General features: G+C 72.1%; 18 protein-coding genes and 1 pseudogene. 10 read left to right on the top strand and 9 right to left on the bottom strand.

What is annotated here, in order from left to right:
- Window positions 1-57: 57 nt before the first annotated feature.
- Window positions 58-2,346, top strand: a complete 2,289-nt coding sequence (locus ACWEFJ_RS17840) for an ATP-binding protein (protein ID WP_378087879.1) — start codon at window positions 58-60, stop codon at window positions 2,344-2,346.
- Window positions 2,347-2,560: 214 nt separating this feature from the next.
- On the opposite strand, the gene ACWEFJ_RS17835 is transcribed toward ACWEFJ_RS17840, so the two are convergent.
- From ACWEFJ_RS17835 to ACWEFJ_RS17825, 3 genes are read right to left on the bottom strand one after another with little or no spacing between them, the layout of a single operon-like run.
- Window positions 2,561-2,944 carry a RidA family protein gene (locus ACWEFJ_RS17835; RefSeq protein ID WP_378087877.1) on the bottom strand — a complete coding sequence of 128 codons (384 nt, stop codon included), beginning with the start codon at window positions 2,942-2,944 and terminating at the stop codon, window positions 2,561-2,563.
- Between the two features lie 28 nt (window positions 2,945-2,972).
- A complete protein-coding gene (locus ACWEFJ_RS17830; protein ID WP_378087875.1) occupies window positions 2,973-3,722 on the bottom strand; it encodes an IclR family transcriptional regulator in 750 nt (249 codons plus the stop codon).
- Window positions 3,719-4,687: a sugar kinase gene (locus tag ACWEFJ_RS17825; protein ID WP_449714390.1), complete on the bottom strand. Its 969-nt coding sequence runs from the start codon at window positions 4,685-4,687 to the stop codon at window positions 3,719-3,721. The genes ACWEFJ_RS17830 and ACWEFJ_RS17825 overlap by 4 nt, the downstream gene beginning before the upstream one ends.
- Window positions 4,688-4,816: 129 nt before the next feature.
- Between ACWEFJ_RS17825 and ACWEFJ_RS17820 the strand changes: the two genes are divergently transcribed.
- From ACWEFJ_RS17820 to ACWEFJ_RS17810, 3 genes are read left to right on the top strand one after another with little or no spacing between them, the layout of a single operon-like run.
- Window positions 4,817-6,070 carry an amino acid deaminase gene (locus ACWEFJ_RS17820; protein ID WP_449714389.1) on the top strand — a complete coding sequence of 418 codons (1,254 nt, stop codon included), beginning with the start codon at window positions 4,817-4,819 and terminating at the stop codon, window positions 6,068-6,070.
- Window positions 6,071-6,094: 24 nt separating this feature from the next.
- The gene (locus ACWEFJ_RS17815; RefSeq protein WP_449714388.1) at window positions 6,095-7,684 is read left to right on the top strand and encodes an N-acyl-D-amino-acid deacylase family protein; all 1,590 of its coding nucleotides are present in this window, start codon (window positions 6,095-6,097) and stop codon (window positions 7,682-7,684) included.
- The gene (locus ACWEFJ_RS17810) at window positions 7,681-9,075 is read left to right on the top strand and encodes a GntP family permease (protein ID WP_449714387.1); all 1,395 of its coding nucleotides are present in this window, start codon (window positions 7,681-7,683) and stop codon (window positions 9,073-9,075) included. The genes ACWEFJ_RS17815 and ACWEFJ_RS17810 overlap by 4 nt, the downstream gene beginning before the upstream one ends.
- A gap of 21 nt (window positions 9,076-9,096) precedes the next feature.
- Here the strand turns inward: ACWEFJ_RS17810 and ACWEFJ_RS17805 are convergent, their stop codons facing one another.
- A complete protein-coding gene (locus tag ACWEFJ_RS17805; RefSeq protein WP_449714386.1) occupies window positions 9,097-10,284 on the bottom strand; it encodes an FAD-dependent oxidoreductase in 1,188 nt (395 codons plus the stop codon).
- Between the two features lie 76 nt (window positions 10,285-10,360).
- Between ACWEFJ_RS17805 and ACWEFJ_RS17800 the strand changes: the two genes are divergently transcribed.
- Entirely contained in the window at window positions 10,361-10,954 is a 594-nt protein-coding gene (locus tag ACWEFJ_RS17800) for a TetR/AcrR family transcriptional regulator (protein ID WP_378087863.1), read from the top strand.
- Window positions 10,955-11,000: 46 nt separating this feature from the next.
- Here the strand turns inward: ACWEFJ_RS17800 and ACWEFJ_RS17795 are convergent, their stop codons facing one another.
- Together ACWEFJ_RS17795 and uvrA are read right to left on the bottom strand one after the other, a co-directional pair.
- A complete protein-coding gene (locus ACWEFJ_RS17795; RefSeq protein ID WP_378087861.1) occupies window positions 11,001-11,468 on the bottom strand; it encodes an SRPBCC family protein in 468 nt (155 codons plus the stop codon).
- 45 nt (window positions 11,469-11,513) lie between these two features.
- A complete protein-coding gene (uvrA, locus tag ACWEFJ_RS17790) occupies window positions 11,514-14,387 on the bottom strand; it encodes an excinuclease ABC subunit UvrA (protein WP_378087859.1) in 2,874 nt (957 codons plus the stop codon).
- A gap of 231 nt (window positions 14,388-14,618) precedes the next feature.
- Here uvrA and ACWEFJ_RS17785 point away from each other — a divergent pair, with 231 nt between their 5' ends.
- Entirely contained in the window at window positions 14,619-15,413 is a 795-nt protein-coding gene (locus ACWEFJ_RS17785; RefSeq protein ID WP_378087857.1) for a maleylpyruvate isomerase family mycothiol-dependent enzyme, read from the top strand.
- A gap of 101 nt (window positions 15,414-15,514) precedes the next feature.
- Here the strand turns inward: ACWEFJ_RS17785 and ACWEFJ_RS17780 are convergent.
- A pseudogene (locus ACWEFJ_RS17780) lies at window positions 15,515-16,453 on the bottom strand (acyltransferase family protein); the annotation flags it as partial.
- Window positions 16,454-16,569: 116 nt separating this feature from the next.
- Here ACWEFJ_RS17780 and ACWEFJ_RS17775 point away from each other — a divergent pair.
- Entirely contained in the window at window positions 16,570-17,247 is a 678-nt protein-coding gene (locus ACWEFJ_RS17775; RefSeq protein ID WP_378087856.1) for an MBL fold metallo-hydrolase, read from the top strand.
- A 108-nt stretch (window positions 17,248-17,355) separates the two neighbouring features.
- On the top strand, window positions 17,356-18,297 hold the full coding sequence (locus ACWEFJ_RS17770; RefSeq protein ID WP_449714385.1) for a GIY-YIG nuclease family protein: 942 nt from the start codon (window positions 17,356-17,358) through the stop codon (window positions 18,295-18,297).
- A gap of 459 nt (window positions 18,298-18,756) precedes the next feature.
- Here the strand turns inward: ACWEFJ_RS17770 and ACWEFJ_RS17765 are convergent, their stop codons facing one another.
- Window positions 18,757-19,464: a hypothetical protein gene (locus tag ACWEFJ_RS17765; RefSeq protein WP_449714384.1), complete on the bottom strand. Its 708-nt coding sequence runs from the start codon at window positions 19,462-19,464 to the stop codon at window positions 18,757-18,759.
- Window positions 19,465-20,279: 815 nt separating this feature from the next.
- Here ACWEFJ_RS17765 and ACWEFJ_RS17760 point away from each other — a divergent pair.
- Window positions 20,280-20,504, top strand: coding sequence for a hypothetical protein (locus ACWEFJ_RS17760; RefSeq protein WP_449714383.1), 225 nt, complete (start codon window positions 20,280-20,282; stop codon window positions 20,502-20,504).
- A 198-nt stretch (window positions 20,505-20,702) separates the two neighbouring features.
- Here ACWEFJ_RS17760 and ACWEFJ_RS17755 read toward each other — a convergent pair whose 3' ends face one another.
- Window positions 20,703-21,500, bottom strand: coding sequence for a class I SAM-dependent methyltransferase (locus tag ACWEFJ_RS17755; RefSeq protein ID WP_449714382.1), 798 nt, complete (start codon window positions 21,498-21,500; stop codon window positions 20,703-20,705).
- Between the two features lie 81 nt (window positions 21,501-21,581).
- On the opposite strand from ACWEFJ_RS17755, the gene rnhA reads away from it, so the two are divergent.
- The gene (gene rnhA / locus ACWEFJ_RS17750; RefSeq protein ID WP_449714381.1) at window positions 21,582-22,058 is read left to right on the top strand and encodes a ribonuclease HI; all 477 of its coding nucleotides are present in this window, start codon (window positions 21,582-21,584) and stop codon (window positions 22,056-22,058) included.
- Window positions 22,059-22,066 lie beyond the last annotated feature (8 nt).

The raw sequence follows: 22,066 nt of genomic DNA, 5'->3' as shown, positions 1-22,066 counted from the left end.
GTCGCCGCGACCGCGGGCGGTGTTCCCCGGGTGGGCTACTACTGTCGTGGTGTGGGGATGACGTTCGGTGAGCTGCTCCGTGCGCACCGGTTGCGGGTCCGGTTGACGCAGGAGGAGTTGGCGGAGGGTTCCGGGGTCAGCGTGCGGGCGATCAGCGACATGGAGCGCGGTCGCGCGAAGGGGCCCCAGCGGCGGACGGTGGAGGCGTTGGCCGGGGTGCTCTCGTTGGCGGAGCACGAGTTCGCGGAGTTGTTGGCCGCGGCGAAGCAGGGTCGGGCGCGGCGGGCGCCGGTGGTGGCGGAGCCGTCGGCGTTGCCGCCGGACGTGGCGGACCTGACCGGCCGGGACGGCGAGTTGGCCGCGTTGGCGGCGGTGGCGGAGGCGACGCGGACCACGTCGCTGGTCGTGGTGCACGGTCCGCCGGGGGCGGGGAAGACGGCGTTGGCGGTGCGGGCGGCGTACCGGTTGGCGTCCCGTTTCCCGGACGGGTGCTTTTTCTTCAACCTTCGGGGGATGGACGCGCGGCCGGTGCACCCGTCGGAGGTGGTGCACCGGATGTTGTCGGCGCTGGGGGTGGACGAGAAGCGGATCCCGGCGGGCGAGGCGGAGCGGTCGGACCTGTACCGGGCGCGGCTGCGGGAGCGGTCGACGTTGCTGGTGCTGGACAACGCGTCGGACGAGGCGCAGGTGCGGCCGTTGCTGGCGACGGGGTCGGGGTCGATGGTGCTGGTGACGTCGCGGTTGGTGCTGGGCGGGTTGGAGGCGGGCACGCGGCTGGCGTTGGACGTGCTGGACCCGGGCGAGTCGGTCGAGCTGCTGGGCGCGATCGCGGGGCGGGCGAGGGTGGGCGCGGAGCCGGTGGCGACGGCGCGGGTGGCGAAGCTGTGCGGGCACCTGCCGCTGGCGCTGCGGATCGCGGGGAACCGGCTGGCGAGCCGTCCGAAGTGGACGATCGGGCACCTGGCGGGGCAGCTGGTGGACGAACGGCGGCGGTTGTCCGCGTTGACGGCGGGCGACCTCCAGGTGCGGACCGCGTTCGAGATGTCGTACCGGCAGCTCGGGGGGAAGGCGGCGGTGCTGTTCCGGCGGTTGTCGCTGGCGCCGGGCGCGGACTTCGGGCCGGAGCTGGCCGCGGTGGTGGCGGACGTGGACCGGTTCTCGGCCGAGGACACGTTGGAGGAGCTGGTGGACATGAGCCTGCTGGACACCGCGGAGGTGCCCGGCCGGTACGTGTTCCACGACCTGATCCGGGTGTTCGCGGGTGAGCGGCTGGCGGACGAGGAGCCCGCGCCGGTGGTGGAGCGGGCCCGGCGGCGGATGGTGGAGTGGCTGCTGGGCACGGCGGTGACGGCGGCCGGGTTCTTCGGGCCGGACGCGCGGACGGGGCCGGCGGGGTCGTTGGGCGGCCAGGAGGAGGCCGACGCGTGGCTGACCGCGGAGGCCGGGAACTGGTTGGGCGCGTTGCGGTGGGCGGTGGCGAACGGGTGGCACGCGGAGGTGCTGCGGCTGGCCACGGCCATGCACTGGTACTCCGACCAGCGCGGTCGGCCGGAGACGTGGGTGGAGGTGTTCACCGCCGGGGTGGGGGCGGCGCGGGCGTTGGGCAGCGTGCGGGACGAGGCCGTGCAGCTGAACTTCCTGACCTGGACGTTGGCGGTGCTGTTGCGCCGCTACCCGGAGGCGTTGGCGTTGCACGACGAGGCGTGGCGCGCGTCGGTGGCCGCGGGGGACGTGCGGGAGCAGGGCTGGGCGGTGCACTACCGGTCGGTGTCGGAGCTGCGGACCGGGCGGTTGGAGGAGGCGCAGGTCAGCGCGCGGCGGGCGCAGGAGCTGTTCCGCCGGGCCGGGTACCCGTTGGGCGAGCAGATCTCGTTGTCGTGCCTGGCGCTGGTGCTGGACGGGTTGGCGCGGCACGAGGACGCGGTGCGGGTGAACCGGGAGCTGCTGGCGAACGTGCGGTCGGGCCGGTTGGAGCTGGCGCCGGTGATGGTGACGGAGATGTCGGCGACGTTGCTGGTGCGCACGGCGGACAGCCTGGGCCGGTCGGCGCGGTGGGCGGAGGCGTTGGCGGCGGCGGACGAGGCGTTGGAGCTGCTGCGGGCGACGACCGCGCCGTCGAGCCTGTGCGACGCGCTGTACCTGCGGGGGGTGGCCCTGCACCGGCTCGGCGACGCGATGGGGGCGCGTGCCGAGCTGGTGCGGGCCGCGGCGTTGGCCGACGAGCACCGGCACCACCGGTTGGCGGCGGTGCTGGGCGCGTTGGCCGACGTCCACGACGACCTGGGCGACCCGGTCGCGGCTGGGGTGTCCCGCGACCGGGCCGAGGACGCGAGGTCTCGGCGGTAGACCTCGCGTGCCGTCCGGCGCGGCGGCGCGTCGCCCCCGGCCGCGGGCGGCGGGTGCGGCGCGGTCAGCCGATCGGTGATGCGTTCCTAGCCATCGCCGGGTCCTTCCAGACGTGCTCCTTGGGGGTGGTCCCAGTCAATCGCGCGCGCAAGCCCGGCACCACGCAGAACAACCGGCAGAAGTACGCGCTGTCACCCGGTCGTGTCTCGATTGGTCAGTCGAGGACGGCGAGCGCGTCGATCTCGACCAGCAGCTTCTCCGGCAGGCCGACGTAGACGGTGGTGCGCGCCGGGTAGGGCTGTTCGGTGACGAACTCGCCGTAGGCGGCGTTCATCTCGGCGAAGTGGGCGGTGTCGGTGAGGTAGACGCGCAGCATGACCACGTCGGCCAGGGACGCGCCGCCCGCCTCGAGCACCGCGACCACGTTGCGCAGGGCCTGGCGGGTCTGCTCGGCGACGGTGTCGCCGACGACCTCGCCGGTGGCCGGGTCGAACGCGACCTGGCCCGCCACCTGGAGGATCGGGCCCTTGCGGACGCCCTGGGAGAACGCGGCCACGGGGGTGGGCGCGGCGTCGGTCCTGATCTCGGTCTTCGCCATGGGTTGTGCGTTTCCTCTCTGGGTTTCGTCAGTCGCGCGGCGTCCAGCCGCACTCGACGGAGGCGGCCCGCGCGGTGGCGAGCAGGTCGGGCAGGTGGCCGAGGAGGCCGTCGAAGTCGAGCAGCACCTTGGGCACGGACATCGACACGGCCGCGACGACCTCGCCGCGGGCGCCGCGGATCGGCGCGGCGATGCAGTGGATGAAGTCCTCGTGCTCGGCGTTGTCGACGGCGTACCCGGCGGCGCGGACGCGGTCCAGCTCGGCCAGGTACGCGTCGGGCGTGGTGATGGTGTTGGCGGTGAGCGGCGCGTAGTCGATGGCCCGGGCGACCTCGCGGCGGCGTGGTTCGGGCAGGTCGGCGAGCAGCACCTTGGCGACGGCGGTGCAGTGCAGCGGCGCGCGTCTGCCGATGCGGGAGTACATGCGCATCGGGTGGGTGCTGTCGTACTTGTCGATGTAGATGACCTCGCCGTCCTCGTAGGACGCGAGGTGCACGGTGTAGCCGGTGCGGGCGTTGAGGTCGCGCAGGGCGGTCTCGGCGCTGCGCCGCACGTCGCGCTCCTCCAGCGCCCGGTTGGCCAGGTCGAACAGGGCGGCGCCGAGCCGGTAGTGGTGCACGCCCTGGCGCTGCACGAACCGGTGCGACTCCAGGGTGCGCAGGAGCCTCATGGTGGTCGACTTGTGCACCTCGATGACGCCCGACAGCTCGTCGAGCGTCTTCGGTCCGGTGGCCAGTTCCCCCACCAGGGTCAGCGCCCGGTCCAGGCTTTGGCTCATCGACGTCTCCTCAGGTGTGCGGCGGCCCACGTGCCGGGGTCGGCGTCCAGCAGTGGCACGGTCACCGCGGGCGGCAGCGACTCGCCGACATCCTCCCTGGTGAGCAGGGCGGCGGCGGCCTGGAGGTGGCCGACGCGCAGCCGGCGGGCGGGTGGCTCGCCGGCGAGGTGGGCGGCGAGGTAGCCGGCGGCGAACGCGTCGCCCGCGCCGACGGGCTCCACCACCTCGACCCGCAGTCCCGGCTGGAACGTGGTCGTGCCGTTCTCGACCACGGTCGCGCCGCGCGCGCCGTGCTTGACCACGAGCGTGGTCGGGCCGGGCAGCAGGGCGCGCAGCTCGGCCGGGTCGCCGGTGCCCCACACGGCCTGCGCCTCGTCGGAGCCCGCGAGCACGATGTCGGCGGCGTCGGCGAGGTCGCGCAGCACGGCCGGGTCGCGGTCGTGCCACAGCGCGGGCCGCCAGTTGAGGTCGAACGACACCGGCGCCGGCCGCGGCCTGCGCAGCACCGCCCGCAGCAGTTCCAGGCAGCTGTCCGACAGGGCCGCGGTGATGCCGCTGACGTGCAGCAGCGCCACGTCGTCCAGGCGCAGCCCGGCCAGCACCTCCGGGCCCATCGCGGACGCGGCCGAACCGCGCCGGTAGTACCGCACGGGGCTGCCCGCGGCGTCGGCCTCCTTGACGTACAGGCCGGTGGGCCGGTGCGGGTCCACGCGCACGCCGGTGACGTCCACGCCCGCGCCGCCCACCGCGTCGAGGACCGCGCCGCCGAACGCGTCGTCGCCCACGGCGCCCACCCACCGGCTGCGCACGCCCAGCCGGGCGAGGTGCACGGCCACGTTGGACTCCGCGCCGCCGACCGCCCGCGTCCAGGTGCGGACCGCGCGCACCGGGCCGGGTTCGGCGGGCACCAGCACCGCCATGGTCTCGCCCAGGCACACCACGCCGGCCGGGAGGTCGAACCGCATCCGGACTCCTCGGTGGACGTGCTGGCGGACGGGTGGGCTGATTGACGGCGGAGCGAACGAATGTTACACACTCCAGCATCACATCGCGCAATAGCCGTTGCGACATATGCAACGCGAAGGGCGGGGAACGTGGACCTCGACGCTGTGGCCGCCATCCGCGACGAACGCGTCGACTGGCGGTTCAAGGGCCTGCCGGCCGACGTGTTCGGCGCGACCATCGGCGACGTGGCCGCGCGCCGGCTCGACCTGTTCGCCGACGGGTTCGTCGGACCGCTGGTCGTGCTCGACGCCGCCGCGCTGGAGCACAACCTCGCCACCATGGCCCGCTGGTGCGCCGACCGCGGCGTGCTGCTCGCGCCGCACGGCAAGACGACCATGGCCCCCCAGCTGTTCGCGCGCCAGTTGGCGCACGGCGCGTGGGGCATCACCGCGGCCAACACCAGCCAACTGCGCGTCTACCGGGCGTTCGGCGTCGGCCGGGTGCTGCTGGCCAACCAGCTCGTTGACCCGGCCGGGCTGCGGTGGCTGGCCGCCGAACTGGCCGCCGACGCCGGGTTCGAGTTCACCTGTTGGGTGGACTCCGTCGCGGGCGTGGCGCGGATGACCGAGGCCCTGGGCGAGGTCGCCCGGCCGGTGGACGTGCTGGTGGAGCTGGGGGCGCGCGGCGGGCGGACCGGGGCCCGCGACCACGCCACGGCGCTGGAGGTGGCCCGGGCCGCCGTGGCGAGCCCCGCGCTGCGCTTGGTCGGCGTCGGCGGTTACGAGGGCGCGCTGGCGCACGACGCGTCGCCGCGGGCCCGGTCGGTCGTGGACGGCTACCTGACGTCGTTGCGCGGGTTGGCGATCGCGCTGCGGGAGCTGGTCGAGGTGGACGAGCCGATCGTCACCGCGGGCGGCAGCGCGTACTTCGACCAGGTGGCGGCGGCGCTCACCGGGCCGTGGCCGTTCCCGGTGCGGCCGGTGCTGCGGTCGGGCGCGTACATCACCCACGACGACGGGTTCTACCGCGGCATCTCGCCGCTGGCCCGCACCCCCGGCGCGCAGCCGTTCCGCAGCGCGCTGCGGGCGTGGGCGCAGGTCACCTCACGCCCCCAGCCCGACCTGGCGCTGCTCACGCTCGGCAAGCGCGACGCGTCGTTCGACGAGGGCCTGCCCGAACCGCAGGTCGTGCGCGGCCGGGACGGCGTCGAGCGGCCCTTCCGGGCCGAGGTCACCGCGCTCAACGACCAGCACGCGTTCGTGCGGCTCTCCGGCGACGAGGTCGAGGTCGGCGACTGGGTCGGGCTCGGCCTGTCCCACCCCTGCACGGTGTTCGACAAGTGGCCGCTCATCCCGGTGGTCGAGGGCACCACCGTGGTGGACCTGGTCCGCACCTACTTCTAGCACCTACTTCTAGGAGGTCACGGCGTGGACATCGTCTTCAGGGGCGCGCGGGTGGTCGACGGCACCGGCGCACCCGCCCGCCGAGCGGACGTCGGCGTGCGCGACGGCCGGATCGCCGCCGTCGGCGACCGGCTCGACGGGCGGCGGGTGGTGGACGCCGACGGGCGGGTCCTCGCGCCCGGCTTCATCGACATGCACTCCCACTCCGACCTCCAGCTGCTGGCCAACCCCGACCACCTGGCCAAGGTCAGCCAGGGCGTGACCACCGAGGTGCTGGGCCAGGACGGGCTGTCGTACGCGCCCGTGGACGACGACGTGCTGGCCGTGCTGCGCGCCCAGCTCGCCGGGTGGAACGACGACCCGCCCGGCTTCGACTGGGACTGGCGCTCCGTCGGCGGCTACCTCGACCGCCTGGACCGCGGCATCGCGGTCAACGCCGCCTACCTCGTGCCGCAGGGCACGCTGCGGATGCTGTGCGTCGGCTACGACGACCGGCCCGCCACCGACGCCGAGCTGGACCGGATGCGCGAGCTGCTGGCCCGGTCGCTGCGCGAGGGCGCGATCGGCATGTCGTCCGGCCTCACCTACACCCCCGGCATGTACGCCGACACCGCCGAGCTGACCGAGCTGTGCCGGGTCGTCGCCGAGCTGGGCGGCTACTACAGCCCGCACCACCGCAGCTACGGCGCGGGCGCGCTGGAGGCGTACGCGGAGATGGTGCGCGTCTCCCTCGACTCCGGCTGCCCCCTGCACCTCGCCCACGCCACGATGAACTTCGAGGTCAACCGCGGCCGCGCGGGCGAGCTGCTGGACCTCCTCGACCGGGCCGTCGCGGACGGCGCGGACATCACCCTCGACACCTACCCGTACCTGCCCGGCGCGACCTACCTGTCCGCCCTGCTGCCGAGCTGGGCGGGCGAGGGCGGCCCCGACGCCACGCTCGCCCGGCTCGCCGACCCGGACACCCGCGAGCGGATCCGGGTCGAGCTGGAGGAGACCGGCTCCGACGGCTGCCACGGCGTGCCGGTCGACTGGGCCGCGATCGAGGTCAACGGCGTGCGCGACCCGGCCAATGCGCACCTCGTCGGCCACTCGGTCGCCGAGTCCGCGCGCCGCGCCGGACGGCCGCCCGCCGAGCTGTACTTCGACGTCCTGGTCGCCGAGCGGCTCGGCACGTCGTGCCTCATGCACGTCGGCCACGAGGACAACGTGCGCGCGATCATGCGGCACCCCGCGCACACCGGCGGCAGCGACGGCCTGCTCGTCGGCGACCGGCCCCACCCCCGCGCGTGGGGCACGTTCCCCCGCTACCTCGCCCGGTACGTGCGCGAACTCGGCGTGCTCTCCCTGGAGGAGTGCGTGGCCCACCTGACCGGGCGGGCCGCGCGGCGGCTGCGGCTCGCCGACCGCGGCCTCGTCCGCGAGGGGCACGCGGCCGACCTCGTGCTGTTCGACCCCGACGCGGTCGCCGACACCGCCACCTTCGAGGAGCCGCGCCAGGCCGCCGCCGGCATCACCCACGTCCTCGTCAACGGCGTCCCGGTGCTCGACGACGGCCGGCGCACCGACGCCCTGCCCGGCCGCGCCCTGCGAAACCCCCGGAGCCACCCGTGATCGACTGGTTGCAGCACACCACCGGAGGGCTGCTGACGCTGTCCGCGCTCAGCATCGCCCTCCTCCTCGCGATGATCATCAAGTGGAAGGTCGAGCCGTTCATCGCGCTGCTCGTCGTCGGCCTGCTGGTCGCGCTGGCCGCGGGCCTGCCGGTCGAGACCCTGGTCGGCTCGGCGCAGAAGGCGTCGGAGTCCCTGGTGGAGAAGGGGTTCGGCGGCATCCTCGGCCACGTCGCCGCGATCATCGGCCTCGGCACCCTGCTCGGGTCGGTCCTGGAGGCGTCCGGCGGCGCGGAGGTGCTCACCCGGTCGCTGCTGCGGGCGTTCGGCGAGAAGCGCGCCCCGCTCGCCATGGGCCTGGCCGGGCTGATCTTCGGCGTGCCGGTGTTCTTCGACATCGGCATCTTCGTGCTCGCGCCCCTGGTGTACGTGGCGGCGAAGCGCAGCGGCCGGTCCATCGTGCTGTACGCGATGCCGCTGCTCGCCGGCCTGTCCGTGATGCACGCGTTCATGCCCCCGCACCCCGGGCCGGTCGCGGCCGCCGGGCTGCTCCACGTCGAACTCGGCTGGATCATCCTCATGGCGCTCGCCGTGGCGATCCCGGCGTGGTTCGTCGGCGGCGTGCTGTACTCGGCGTGGATCGGCAAGCGGCTGGACGTGCCCGTGCCGGACGAGATGCTGGCCGCCGCGGAGGAGCTGCGCGGCGAGCAGCCCAAGGGCGAACCGCCGCTGTCGCTCGTGCTGGGCGTCATCGCGGTGCCGCTGGTGCTGATCCTCGCGGGCACGTTCGGCAGCATCCTGCTGCCCAAGGGCTCCGCGGTCCTCGGCGTGTTCACGTTCTTCGGCACGCCCGCCGTGGCGCTGACCATCGCCGTGCTGCTCGCGTTCTGGCTCCTCGGGTTCCGCCGCGGGATGTCGCGCGAGCAGGTGACCGAGCTGTCCGCCGCCTCCCTGCGGCCCGTGGCGATGATCCTGCTCGTGGTCGGCGCGGGCGGCTTCTTCGGCGCGGTGCTCGCCGCGACCGGGGTCGGCAAGGTGCTCGCCACGTCCCTGTCCGACCTCGGCCTGCCGGTGATCGCCCTGTCCTACGTGATCAGCTGCGGCCTGCGGATCGCCCAGGGCTCGGCCACCGTCGCGATCGTCACCACGACCGGCATCGTCGCGCCGGTCGTGGCCGACCTGCACTACTCCCAGCCGCAGCTCGCGCTGCTCGTCATGGCCATCGCGTCCGGCTCGATCATCGCCTCGCACGTCAACGACGGCGGGTTCTGGATCGTGTCGCGCTACTTCGGCCTGTCGGTGAAGGAGACGCTCCAGACGTGGACCGTGCTGGAGACCATCCTGTCCGTGGTCGGGTTCGCCGTGGCCGCGCTGCTCAGCCTGGTGGTGTAGCCGGCGGCGTGCTCGCGGCGCTCAGTCGACGCCGTGGTCGCGGAACGCCGCCCGCTTGAGCGGCGGCACGGCCTCGAACAGCCGCAGCACCGACTTGAACGCCACCCGGCCGAGCGCGTTGCCCGACACGAACTGCCGCGCGCTGCGCAACGACGCCGCCACCGCCGCGAACCCGTACTCGCGCATCCGCCGCTCGTAGTCCGCGACGGCGTCCACCGGCTCCCGCTCGGTGAGGTTGCGGCACAACGTCATCGCGTCCCGCAACGCGACGTTCGCCCCGATCCCGCGCATCGGCGTCATGCTGTGGATCGCGTCGCCGAGCAGCGTGACGGTGGTCGCGGGCCACGGGGCGACCGGCGCCGACGTGCGGATCGGCCACCGCGACACCGAGTCGTGCGGCGACTCGCGCACCACCCGCAGCAGGTCCGGGTGCCAGCCCGCGACGGCGTCGGCCACCACGTCGCGCGGCGGACGCCCCGGCGGCAGCACCAGGCCGTCCGCCGCGTAGGCCCACATCAGGTAGCCGTCGCGGCCGTCGCCGGCCGGCTCGTGCGGCGCGAGGAACATCCCGGCCGCCGCGCGCGGGATCACCGAGTGGGCGTGCGCGACCAGGTTCGGCGGCAGCCAGGCGCGGGTGCGCGGGGTCAGCGGCAGCCTGCCCGCGACGGCGGTGATGCCGGTGTCGACGCGCTCGGCGTGCGGCAGGTACTGGGCCCGCACCGCCGAGTTCGCGCCGTCCGCGCCGACCAGCACGTCGCACCGGGTGCTCGTGCCGTCGGCGAAGTGGACCGCGACGCGACCGTCCACGTGCTCGTAGCGGGTGAACCGCCGGCCGAACTCGACCACGTCGTCCAGGCCGGTCAGCAACACCTCCCGCAGCGTGATCCGGCTGACCGAGTGGTGGCCGCGCGACGGCTCGCCGGCCGGGTTGTCCACGGTGAGCAGCCGGCGCAGCCGCTCGTCCACGAACCCGAACCCGTCGCCGCCGCGCCCGGTCGTGGCGACGAACCGCTCCCACAGCTCCGGCGGCAGGCACTCGTGCAGCGCCCGTGCGCCGACCGGGTTGATGTGCAGCCGATACCCCTGCAGGCGGTCGGTCGGCGTCGCGTCCCGCTCGTGCACCGACACGCTCACCCCGTTCCGCCTCAACCCCTGGGCCAGGCACAACCCGCCCACACCGCCGCCGACGACCGCCACGTGAAGACTCATGCGGACCACTATCATCCGTCTGGATGATTAAGTCAACCTTGTGGCTGATACGCGACGATCGGCTACCGTGTGCCGCGTGCCCCGCCGCTCCCCCGACCCCGCCGAACGCAAGCGCGACCCCGAGCGCACCAAAGCCCGGATCCTCGAAGCGGCGACGGCCGAGTTCGGCGCGAAGGGCTACGCGGCCGCCCGGGTGAGCGCCATCGCCGACCGGGCGGGCGTGAACAAGCAGCTGATCTCGTACTACTTCGGCGGCAAGGAAGGGCTCTACCGGGAGTTGGCGGGACGCTGGCACGAGCAGGGCGGGCGGCTCGCCGAAGGTCCGCTGGCCGAGGTCGTGCGCGGGTTCGTGCTGTCCACGCGCGAGCAGCGCGACTGGGCGCGGCTGATGGTGTGGGAGAACGTCTCCGGCGACGACACGCCGGACGAGGGCGACGGGGACTTCCTGCGCGCCCGGGTCGACGCGCTACGCGCGCGGCAGGAAGCCGGCGAGATCCCGGCCGACCTCGACCCGGCGTGCCTGCTGCTCGCCCTGACCGCCGCCGCGAGCGCGACCCTGTTCCTGCCGAAGGTGGCGCGCCGCATCACCGGGCAGGACCCGGCGTCCGACGAGTTCACCGAGCACTACGCCGACCAACTGGCCCGCCTCGTCCGCCACCTCGACACCTGACCACCGGCCGCCAACCACCTGCGGCCCGGCCGCCGCCCACTCCGGGCTAACCGTTGTCCGAGGCCGCCCGGAAGCCCGCCAGGTACGCGCGCAAGCCCCGCTGGCCGCTGCGCATCATCAACTCGTGGTTCGCCTTGAGCAGCGGTCGGCCGAGCAGGGCCAGGCGGCGCAGCAGCGGCTTGCGCACCACCACCTCCTGGTCGTAGACCAGCCGCGACCCGGCGCCCTGCGCGAAGACGCGCCAGCTCACCGTGCCGTCCAGGTCCCCGACCAGGTCGGCCCGCAGCAGCCCCGCCTCCGGCTCCCGGGCGTTGTGGTGCGCCTCGAACACCAGCTCGTAGGGCAGCACCGACCGGCACCGCAGCTCGGCCGCCTGCTCGGCGACCTGCCGGGCGTCGCGCACCTCGCGCCACCAGCTCGGGTAGCTCCCCAGGTCCGCGAGCACCTCGAACGCCCGCTCGGGCGGGCAGTCCACGGACCAGACACTGCGGAAGCGGTAGGCGTTCAGCGGCATGCCGCCAGGGTTGCCCACGACGGCGGCCGATCCAACCTCCGCCGGTCAGCCGGCCACGGCCGCGGCGGGCAGCACCTCCCGCAGGAACTGGCCGGTGTAGCTCTGCTCCACCGCCGCGACCTGCTCCGGGGTGCCCTCGGCCACCACCGTGCCGCCGCCCGAACCGCCCTCCGGACCCATGTCCACCAGCCAGTCCGACGTCTTGATCACGTCGAGGTTGTGCTCGATCACGATCACCGTGTTGCCCTTGTCGACCAGCCCGTTGATCACGCCGAGCAGCTTGCGGATGTCCTCGAAGTGCAGACCGGTGGTCGGCTCGTCCAGGATGTAGACCGTCTTGCCCGTCGAGCGCTTCTGCAGCTCCGCCGCCAGCTTCACCCGCTGCGCCTCGCCGCCCGACAGCGTCGGCGCGGGCTGGCCCAGCCGCACGTAGCCCAAACCCACGTCGACCAGCGTCCGCAGGTGCCGGTGGATCGCGTTGATCGGCTCGAAGAACTCCGCCGCCTCCTCGATCGGCATGTCGAGGACCTCGGAGATCGTCTTGCCCTTGTAGTGCACTTCCAGCGTCTCGCGGTTGTACCGGGCGCCCTTGCACACCTCGCACGGCACGTACACGTCCGGCAGGAAGTTCATCTCGATCTTGATCGTGCCGTCGCCCGCGCACGCCTCGCAGCGCCCGCCCTTGACGTTGAACGAGAAGCGGCCCGGCTGGTAGCCGCGCACCTTCGCCTCGGTGGTCGCCGCGAACAGCTTGCGGATGTGGTCGAACACGCCCGTGTAGGTCGCCGGGTTGGACCGCGGCGTGCGGCCGATCGGCGACTGGTCGACCTGCACCAGCTTGTCCACCTGGTCCAGGCCCCGCACCCGGGTGTGCCGGCCCGGCACCTGCCGCGCGCCGTTGAGCTTGTTCGCCAGCACGGTCGCCAGGATGTCGTTGACCAGCGTGGACTTGCCCGAGCCGGACACGCCGGTGACCGACACCAGGCAGCCCAGCGGGAACGACACGTCGATGCCGCGCAGGTTGTGCTCCCGCGCGCCGACCACCGTGAGCTGCCGCTTCCTGTCCACCTTGCGGCGCGCGGCGGGCATGGCGATCTCCTTGCGCCCCGACAGGTAGGCGCCGGTGATCGACTCCTTGTTCTTCAGCAGCTCCCGGTACGGGCCGCTGTGCACGACCTTGCCGCCGTGCTCGCCCGCGCCGGGGCCGATGTCGACCACCCAGTCCGACGTGCGGATCGTGTCCTCGTCGTGCTCGACCACGATCAGCGTGTTGCCCAGGTCGCGCAGCCGGGTCAGCGTCTCGATCAGCTTGTGGTTGTCGCGCTGGTGCAGGCCGATCGACGGCTCGTCCAGCACGTACAGCACGCCGACCAGGCCCGAGCCGATCTGCGTGGCGAGCCGGATCCGCTGCGCCTCACCACCCGACAGGGTGCCCGACGCGCGGTCCAGCGACAGGTAGTTCAGGCCCACGTCGAGCAGGAAGTGCAGCCGCGCCTGGATCTCCTTGAGCACCGCGCCCGCGATCATCGCCTCGCGCTTGCCGAGCTTGAGCCCGTCGAGGAACTCCGAGCACTCGGCCACCGACATGGCGCACACCTCGGCGATCGACTTGTCGCCCTTGCGCGCGTGGTGCAGCGTGACGGCCAGGATCTCCGGCTTGAGGCGCGTGCCCTGGCACGCGGGGCACGGCACCTCCCGCATGTAGCCCTCGTACTTCTCCCGCATGTACTCGGACTCGGTCTGCTCCTGCCGCCGCTCCAGGAACGGGATCACGCCCTCGTAGTTGGCGTAGTAGGAGCGCTCGCGGCCGTAGCGGTTCTTGTAGCGGACGTTGACCTGCTCGTCCACGCCGTGCAGCACGGCCTTCTGCGCCTTGGCGGGCAGCTGCCGCCACGGCGTGTCCATCCGGAACCCGATCGCGAGGCCCAGCGACTCCAGCAGCCGGGTGAAGTACTCGGCGGTCTGCCCCGACGCCCACGGCGCGATCGCGCCCTCGGCCAGCGACAGCTCGTCGTCCGGCACGACCAGCTCCGGGTCGACCTCCTTGCGCACGCCGATGCCGGTGCACGCGGGGCACGCGCCGTAGGGCGAGTTGAACGAGAACGACCGCGGCTCCAGGTCCTCGATCGCCAGCGGGTGGCCGTTCGGGCAGGCCAGGTTCTCGGAGAAGCCGCGCACCCGGCCCGGGTCGCCCTCCGGGACGTCCACGAACTCCAGCTCGACCAGGCCGTCGGCCAGCCGCAGCGCCGTCTCCACCGAGTCGGTCAGCCGCTGCTTCGCGCTCGCCTTGACGCTCAGCCGGTCGATCACGACCGCGATGTCGTGCTTCTCCTGCTTCTTCAGCTTGGGCACCTCGCCGAGGGCGTGCACCACGCCGTCGACCTTGGCCCGGGAGTAGCCCTGCGACTGCAGGGTGGAGAACAGGTCGAGGTACTCGCCCTTGCGACCGCGGATGACCGGCGCGAGCACCTGGAACTTGGTGCCCGGCTCCATGGCCAGCACCTGGTCCACGATCTGCTGGGGCGTCTGCTTGCTGATCGCCTCGCCGCACGTCGGGCAGTGCGCCTTGCCGGCCCGCGCGTAGAGCAGCCGCAGGTAGTCGTAGACCTCGGTGATGGTGCCCACGGTCGACCGCGGGTTGCGGCTGGTCGACTTCTGGTCGATCGACACCGCGGGCGACAGGCCCTCGATGAAGTCGACGTCCGGCTTGTCCATCTGGCCGAGGAACTGCCGCGCGTACGCCGAGAGCGACTCCACGTAGCGGCGCTGGCCCTCGGCGAAGATCGTGTCGAAGGCGAGGCTGGACTTGCCCGAGCCGGACAGCCCGGTGAACACGATGAGGCTGTCCCTCGGCAGGTCGAGGTCCACCCCTCGCAGGTTGTGCTCGCGCGCGCCGCGAACCACAAGCCGGTCGGCCACAACGGTTCCCTTCGGTTCTCCGGACATCCCCCGAACAGGCGTTCGAAAAGCGTAGCGGACCACCGCGTCGGCCCTGTCGGGGGAGGCGTGACCCATGCTAGGGGCGCGCACCGACAACACCGTGCCGGGCACTTCCCACGATCGTGCGCCAACGGCTCTACCGGTCGGTAGTGAACGCCCCTACGCTGGGGTGATAGGCCGTTCGGCCGCATACGCCGGGATGAGGTGCCCATGAGCTTCGCCGATGCCGCCCAGGTCCGATCCGCCCAGACGAGCGTACCCGCGCCGCGCGAGCAGTCGGCCGCGGTCCAGGACGCGGTCGCCGGGCTCGCCGAGGTCGACCGGGCCACGCGGGTGTTGTACGAGGTCGTCGCGGGCCTCGACCTGCCCGCGCTGCGCGGGCCGAGCCTGCTGCCCGGCTGGAGCCGGGCCCACGTGGTGACGCACCTCGCCCGCAACGCCGACGCCCTGGTGAACCTGCTCACGTGGGCCAAGACCGGCGTCGAGCACCAGATGTACCCGAGCGCGGCGGACCGGGACGCCGACATCGCCGAGGGCGCGGCCCGGCTGCCCCAGCTGCTGCGGGCCGACCTGGACGCGGCGTGCCAGCGGTTCGCCGCGTTCGCCCGCGACCTGCCGCCCGGCGCGTGGGAGGCGGAGGTCGCGCACCCGAGGTCCGGGCCGTTCCTGGCGCACCGGGTGCCGTGGCTGCGGTTGCGCGAGGTGTGGTTCCACCTGGTCGACCTCGACTGCGGCACCGGGTTCGAGGATCTCCCGCCGGAGCTGCTGGAGCACTTCCTGGAGGACGCCGTCGGCCAGTACGCCGACCGGGCCGACGTGCCGTCCGCCCGGGTCGAGGCGGTGCTCCCGGACGGCCGTCAGCGCAGTTGGGCGCTCACCGCGGCGGACAGCGCGACGTCGCCCGCGGTGAGCGGCGCGGCGGCCGACGTGCTGGCGTGGCTGACCGGTCGCCAGAGCGGCGCGCGGCTGAACGGGACGGCGCCGACGCTGCCCAAGTGGCTCTGAGCGGCGTGCAGGCGGGCGGTGAGCAGCAGGCCCGCCAGCGCGGGCCGGCTCGCCGTCAGCGCCCGGTGCGCGGGGCGTTCGACGAACTTCGTCAGCAGCCAGCCGAGGACGACGGCGGTGCCGGTGAACGCCGCCAGCTCGCCCCACGGCCCCCAGTGCGGCGCGACCATCGCCATCACGACGTAGCCGATCTCCTGGTGCACCAGGTACACGCCGTACGAGATGCCGGCCAGCCACCTGACCGGTCGGGCGAGCAGGCGCAGGGGCGCGACGTCCCAGTCCCGGCCGCCGGCCGCGGCGCACACGCCGATCAGCAGCACGCCCAGGCCGACGGTCGAGGCGAAGTCGGCGCTGTGCACGGCCTGGGCCAGCAGCGCGGCCGTGAGCAGGGCGAACAGGTGCCGGTCGCCGACCCGGCCGCGTGACCAGAGCCAGATGCCGACGCCGATGGCGAACAGCTGCGCGCGGTGCACGCCCAGGCCGTCGTAGAAGGTGCGGACGAGACCGGGTTCCTCCGTCCACGCCCGGAGCACGAGCGGCCCGACGACCAGCGCCCACGGCAGCGCCCCGACGGCCCGGCCGCGGACGCGGGAGACCAGCAGCGCGCCCGCGACGAAGCCCGTGACCTGCACCGGGAGGGTCCAGTAGGAGAAGTCGACCAGGCGCACGTCCGGCACCCAGTTCTGCAGCATGAGGGCGTTGAACAGCAGGTCGCGGGGTTCGAGGTGGCTCCAGCCCTCGGGGGCGACGTGGCGCAGGACGAGGTAGGTGCAGGTGGCGGCGACCACGTAGGCCGGGATCAGGCGGGCCAGGCGGTTGCGCAGGAAGCGGCGGGGTTGGCCCTTGGCCAGGGAGGCGCACGCGAAGTAGGCGGAGAGCACCACGAGCGCGCTCGCGCCGAATTCGAGGCTGAAGACGAAGGACGGTCGGCTGAGTTCGGCGTGGACGGACGGGCCGGCGTGGGTGGCGTGCTGGAGGAGCACGCACAGCACGGCGAGGATGCGCAGGACGTCCCAGTTGATCCGACGGTTGGTAGGCACGAGGTGGAAGAACCCTAATCAGACGACATCGGTGGAGCGGCGGAGACCGTTAACAACCCTAGGGGGTCGACCTGTGGGGATCCTGAAGGGTGCCGGGTCGGCTACGGTCGGCCGTTGTGGACGTACTAGAGGACTACACGGGGCACGTGTCGCCGGGCGGCCCGGCGACCCGGCGCACGCTGGACGCGCTGACCATCACGAAGGTCTCGGTCGGACCGATGGACAACAACGCGTACCTGCTGGTCTGCCGCGCGACCAACGAGGGCCTGCTCATCGACGCCGCCGCCGACCCCGAGCGGCTGTCCGACGTGGTGGGGCACTCGGTGGACCGGCCGAGGCTGAAGACCGTGGTGACCACGCACCAGCACGGCGACCACTGGGGCGCGCTGGGCGCGGTGGCGGGCGCGAACGGCTCGAACACGGTCGCGCACCCGGCGGACGCCCACGTCCTGCCGATCCCGCCGGACTTCCTGGTCGAGCACGGTGACACGGTGCACGTCGGCGCCGTGCCGCTGGAGGTCATCCACCTGCGCGGCCACACACCGGGCTCGATCGCCCTGCTGTACCGCGACCCGACGGGCCACCCGCACCTGTTCACCGGCGACTCGCTGTTCCCCGGCGGCGTGGGGAAGACCACGTCGCCGGAGGACTTCACCTCGTTGATCAACGACGTGGAGTCGAGGATCTTCGACGCCCTGCCGGACGACACCTGGTTCTACCCCGGGCACGGGGACGATTCCACCCTGGGGCGTGAACGACCACACCTGACCGAGTGGCGTTCGCGCGGCTGGTGACCGACGGCCTGTGCACGGACGGCCTGTGCACGTGAGCCCGCGGGCCAATCGCCGGGAAAGCACCCGGCGGTTGGCCGCGTTCCGAGCGGTGGTTGGTTCAATGACTCCATGACGCAGGCCGGTGCGACAGGCGCCACCATCCGCTTGTTCCTCGTCGATGGCACACCCCAAGGCATACGGCTCGTCGAGCGCAGCCAGTGGACAGGGGTGTGCCTGGCCTTCTCCCGGGCCGACTACGCCCGTGCGCGCCTCCGCAACGAGTTCGGGCGAACCGGGGTCTACCTGCTGACCGGCCCGGACCCGGATGGCCGGGGGCCCGACATGCTCTACATCGGGGAGGGGGACGAGGTGGTGGTACGGCTCGACTCGCACCAGAGGTTGAAGGACTTCTGGACGAACGCCTACGTGCTCACGACCACGGACGACTCCCTGAACAAAGCACACATCCGATACCTCGAAGCACGACTGGTGGACATCGCCAGAGCTGCGAAGTCCGTTCGGCTCGACAACTCCAGGATTCCCGCCATCCCGTGGCTGAGCGAGCCCGAAGTGGCCGACATGGAGGCGTACCTCGCCAATATGCTCATGATACTTCCCATTGCCGGAGTGCATGCTTTCGAAATTCCGATTTCCACCGAGGAAATCAGGAAGAACGAAGGGGCCGATACGACCGCAGTCCGCACGAGATACTTCCTCAATACCAAGCTCACCACTGCGGAAGGGGTCGAAGACCCTCGGGGCTTCACCGTTTTCGAGGGCGCGCTCGGACGCCTGGCAACGGTGACCATGACACCCGGATATCACGCGCTGCGGGAGAAACTGCTGACAGAAGGCGTACTGGCGGAACACGGGCAGGATCAGATCCGCCTGACCAGGACGTATGCGTTCGACAGCCCGTCGAGCGCGGCGAGCGTGCTGGCCGGGGGCAGCAAGAATGGCCGCATCGAGTGGCGTGATGCCAGAGGGCGGACGCTCCGCGAAAATCAGGAGGGCTCCGCAGAAGAGTCTGCGGTGACGGCACCCCCCGATCACGGAGGGGAAACCGCTTGACCGGGTCACCGTCCACGTCAGGAGAAGAGTAGGTATCGAGGACTCGCTGTTCCCGGACGGCGGGGGGAAGACCACGTCGCCGGAGGACTTCACCTCGTTGATCAACGACGTGGAGTCGAGGATCTTCGACGTGCTGCCGGACGACACCTGGTCCCACCCCGGGCGGGGGGAGAATCCCACCCTGAGGGTGAGAGGTCCTCACCTGGACGAGCGGCGTTCGCGAGGCTGGTAAGTCAGTCCCTCGTGCGGGTGACGCCGACCTTCACGCGGCGGCCAACCGCACGTCCGAGGAGTGGTGCAGCCTGCCCTCAGTAGCCGTTGCCGAGCTACAGGGGTCCCACGCGCTGTTCGAAGAGATCATGCGCCACCGATGGGCTTGACCTCATGAGTGTCGGCAGCTGCCGTCAGCGGCATTGCCGCCGCAGTTCGGGCGGCGCCGTGATTCCGGAGTGCGGTCGCTCAAAACTGCTCGATCACGAGCTCCACGTACGAGCTATGGCTGTTGAAGTTGACGACCTGCAGCCAGAAGGTTTTGTGGTCGGTGGTCTTGAAGCACAACCTCTGGTTGTTGGCCGTGATTTTCGTCGGGGACGAGGGATGGTTCCCGTCAGCGTAAAAATCCGACGTGCACATGTCGCGCATCGCACCCAGGCCTTCCGGATTGGTCCAGGACACTTCCAGGAAACCGGACGGCGCCCACAGCTCAAAACGCGAAATCAGGCGAAGGTCGTCGGCCTCGGCAAGTTCGTTGACCTTATGCGCTTTCGGCGTCGACACATCGACGTCGATTCCGTAGCCCACACCCAGCCGGATTGGCGACCCCCGGCCTTCCGGTGTGGCTGTGCCCCGGGTACTGCTGACGACCCGGCTCGTGGTCGGCGGCGGACTGGTGGTGGTCAGCACCTGCTGCCCATCCGTCGTGGCCTTGTGTGTCATCGTCTGCCGAGTGGTCGCCACGATCAACACGATCGCCGCGATCAAGCTGACGGCGACGACGGTGAGAGCGACGACACTGCGTCGGTCGTAATGATGGTTCCCGATTTCGACGCGTTCCACGGTGCCGGCGAGCACCGCGTTGTGGGCTTCGCCGGACATCTCGTTGCGGGTCTCGACCCCGCGCTCGTTCTGGCCTATTCGAGCAGTATCGCAGCCGCCGAGCGCCTCCACTACGCAATTCTGCGGAGATTCCTGTCACCCAATACGCCATTCGGGTCCGTCGCCGGTCGGCGGAGCGTCACGGAAACGCGGCCATCTTCGTCGCCGTCTACCGCTGAGGCGGTCGCACTCCAGAGCCGAACGGTCACCGCCGATCTCAAGATCCGCAGGGAGTTCCTCCTTGGCGAGCTTTGATTTCCGGACCTGGGCAAGCCCGTGGAGATGCGAAAGGAACCGGTGCCCGCGACACGCCGACCGGTGTGCGTGCCGGTCCGTCGGCGCTCAGCACGGCTTCGGTCAACTCGAACAACCCGTCCGTCCGACGGGTCAGGCACCGGTGGAACTCGTCTCGGAACCCGGACAACGCCACGAGTGCCGACCCCGGGGCGGGGTGGTGCACACTGATCACGCAGGCCTTTGGTCGACATCCTTTTGTCGCAAGAATGATGATCGCCGAAAGGCTGCCTCCGTAGTCAACCGGGGTGCGCGTCACCCGCCCGGGACCTTGAATGGTCGTCGGGTGATCGTGGACGCGATCCTGTACGTGGTCGACAACGGCATCAAGTGGCGGGCTTCCCGCTGTGGCCCACGGTCTACAAGCGTTTCGCCCTGGGGGAGAAGGTCGGTGCGTCGCAGCGACTGCTGGACGCGTTGCGCGACCGCGTCCGCCTGGCCGAGGGGCGGGCGGGCGGCGCCGGCGGCGGTCATGGACTCGCAGTCGGTGCGCGCCGCGCAGACCGTCGGCCGGGCGACCCGCGGTCGGGACGGCGGGAAGAAGATCGCGGGCCGCAAGCGGCACATCGTCGTGGACACCATCGGGGCTGCTGGTGGCGCTGGAGCGCGACGACGGCCAGGTGGTCGGCGTCGAAGCCAAGGCGAAGGACACCGTGACCGCGGAGGACTTCCGGGGACTGGCCACGTTGCGGGACCTGCTGGGTGATCAGTTCTCGCTGGGCGTCGTCTTCCACACCGGCCGCCAAGGAGGGATCAGTTTCGGCGACCGGCTGGTCTCGCTGCCCATCGCCGCGCTTTGGGAGACCGCGCCCCGGTGACGGCACCGTGGTTACCGCTGCGGGGCTCGCTGTTCCCCGGTCGTGTGGGGAAGACCACCTCGCCCGCAGGACTTCACGTCGTGATCAACGACGTGAAGTCGAGGATCTTCGGTGAGCTACCCGATGACACCTCGATGTATCCGGGGCACGGCGACGACACCGAGCGGCGATGCGGCACCCCGCCACGCCTCGCACGCGCTAATTCGTGGAGTTCGCCCGCCCCGTCAACGCGGTCACGCGCACGTCCTCGATGAACGGCGCGTGGGGTTCGATGGCGTGACGCACCCGGTCGGTGAAGGCGGCGCGGTCCGGCGGGGGCGGGAGGCGGTCGGCGGGGAGGGCGGAGAGGACGCCGCCCACCACGGACTCCAGGTCGAGCGTGCCGCGGTACCGGACCTCGTGCGTCCCGACCTCGAACCCGGCCGCGGCCAGGCTCGTCCGGTAGCGGTTCCGGCTTTCCTCGTCCGTGCCGCACGCGTGGCCGGACGGCGTGCCCAGCCACTCCTCCAGGCACCCGCGCAACGCGCGCGACCAGTCGCTCCCCTGCTGCCACAACGGCGTCCCGTTCGTCAGCACCGCCACCCCGCCACCCGGCCTGACGAGCGAGGACACCGCACGGAACAGGTCGTCGTGACGCATCCAGTGCAGCGCCTGGCCGATGGTGACCACGCCGACCGACCCGTCGCCGAGCACCCCGCGCAACGCGGGCACGTCCGCGTCCGTCCCGACCACCCACGCGATGTTCGCCGCCCCGCCCTCCTCCGCCGCACGGCGGGCGTGCGCCAGCATGTCCGGCTCCGGGTCGACGCCGACCACCGCGCGCACCCGGGCCGCGAGCGGCACGGTGACCTGGCCCGTGCCGCAGCCCAGGTCGACCGCGACGTCGTCCGCCGTGAGCCCGAACACCTCGACCAGCGCGTCGAACACCTCCGCCGGGTAGCCCCGCCGGTACCGGTGGTAGAAGTCCGCGACCTCGCCGCTGAAACCCAGTGCCATGGCGACAGCGTCCCCCCGGACCGCGGTGCCCGCGCAACGGATTGCGCTGTGGGCGCAACGCGCTTCGGTATCTTTCGCCGCATGGAGCAGGTGGTGGAGATCTACACCGACGGCGCGTGCAGCGGGAACCCCGGGCCGGGCGGCTGGGGCGCGGTGCTGCGGTACGGGGCGCACGAGCGCGACCTGTACGGCGGGGAGTCGGAGCCCACCACGAACAACCGCATGGAGCTGATGGCGCCCATCCGCGCGTTGGAGACGCTCAAGCGCCCGTCCGCCGTGCGGATCTACACCGACAGCACGTACGTCCGCAACGGCGTGCTGTCGTGGATGGCGAAGTGGAAGGCCAACGGCTGGCTGACGGCGGGCCGGCAGCCGGTCAAGAACGAGGACCTGTGGCGACGCCTGGACGCGGCCGCCGCGCCGCACCGGGTCGAGTGGCACTGGGTGAAGGGGCACGCCGGCCACCCGGAGAACGAGCGCGCGGACCGGCTCGCGGTCCGCGGCGTGCGCGCCGCGATGGAGTCGGACCTGCGGGCGGAGGACGTGCACGACGGGTGAGGACCGCC

It is taken from the genome of Actinosynnema sp. NPDC004786, from assembly GCF_053601135.1.
Note: the sequence above shows the minus strand (reverse complement) of the source record. Positions and strands in the feature narration are given on the sequence as shown.

Coding starts and splice junctions, on each gene's coding strand:
- ACWEFJ_RS17840 (WP_378087879.1), top strand. CDS start 58: ATGACGTTCGGTGAGCTGCTCCGTGCGCACCGGTTGCGGGTCCGGTTG.
- ACWEFJ_RS17835 (WP_378087877.1), bottom strand. CDS start 2,944: ATGGCGAAGACCGAGATCAGGACCGACGCCGCGCCCACCCCCGTGGCC.
- ACWEFJ_RS17830 (WP_378087875.1), bottom strand. CDS start 3,722: ATGAGCCAAAGCCTGGACCGGGCGCTGACCCTGGTGGGGGAACTGGCC.
- ACWEFJ_RS17825 (WP_449714390.1), bottom strand. CDS start 4,687: ATGCGGTTCGACCTCCCGGCCGGCGTGGTGTGCCTGGGCGAGACCATG.
- ACWEFJ_RS17805 (WP_449714386.1), bottom strand. CDS start 10,284: ATGAGTCTTCACGTGGCGGTCGTCGGCGGCGGTGTGGGCGGGTTGTGC.
- ACWEFJ_RS17795 (WP_378087861.1), bottom strand. CDS start 11,468: ATGCCGCTGAACGCCTACCGCTTCCGCAGTGTCTGGTCCGTGGACTGC.
- ACWEFJ_RS17785 (WP_378087857.1), top strand. CDS start 14,619: ATGAGCTTCGCCGATGCCGCCCAGGTCCGATCCGCCCAGACGAGCGTA.
- ACWEFJ_RS17770 (WP_449714385.1), top strand. CDS start 17,356: ATGACGCAGGCCGGTGCGACAGGCGCCACCATCCGCTTGTTCCTCGTC.
- ACWEFJ_RS17755 (WP_449714382.1), bottom strand. CDS start 21,500: ATGGCACTGGGTTTCAGCGGCGAGGTCGCGGACTTCTACCACCGGTAC.
- rnhA (WP_449714381.1), top strand. CDS start 21,582: ATGGAGCAGGTGGTGGAGATCTACACCGACGGCGCGTGCAGCGGGAAC.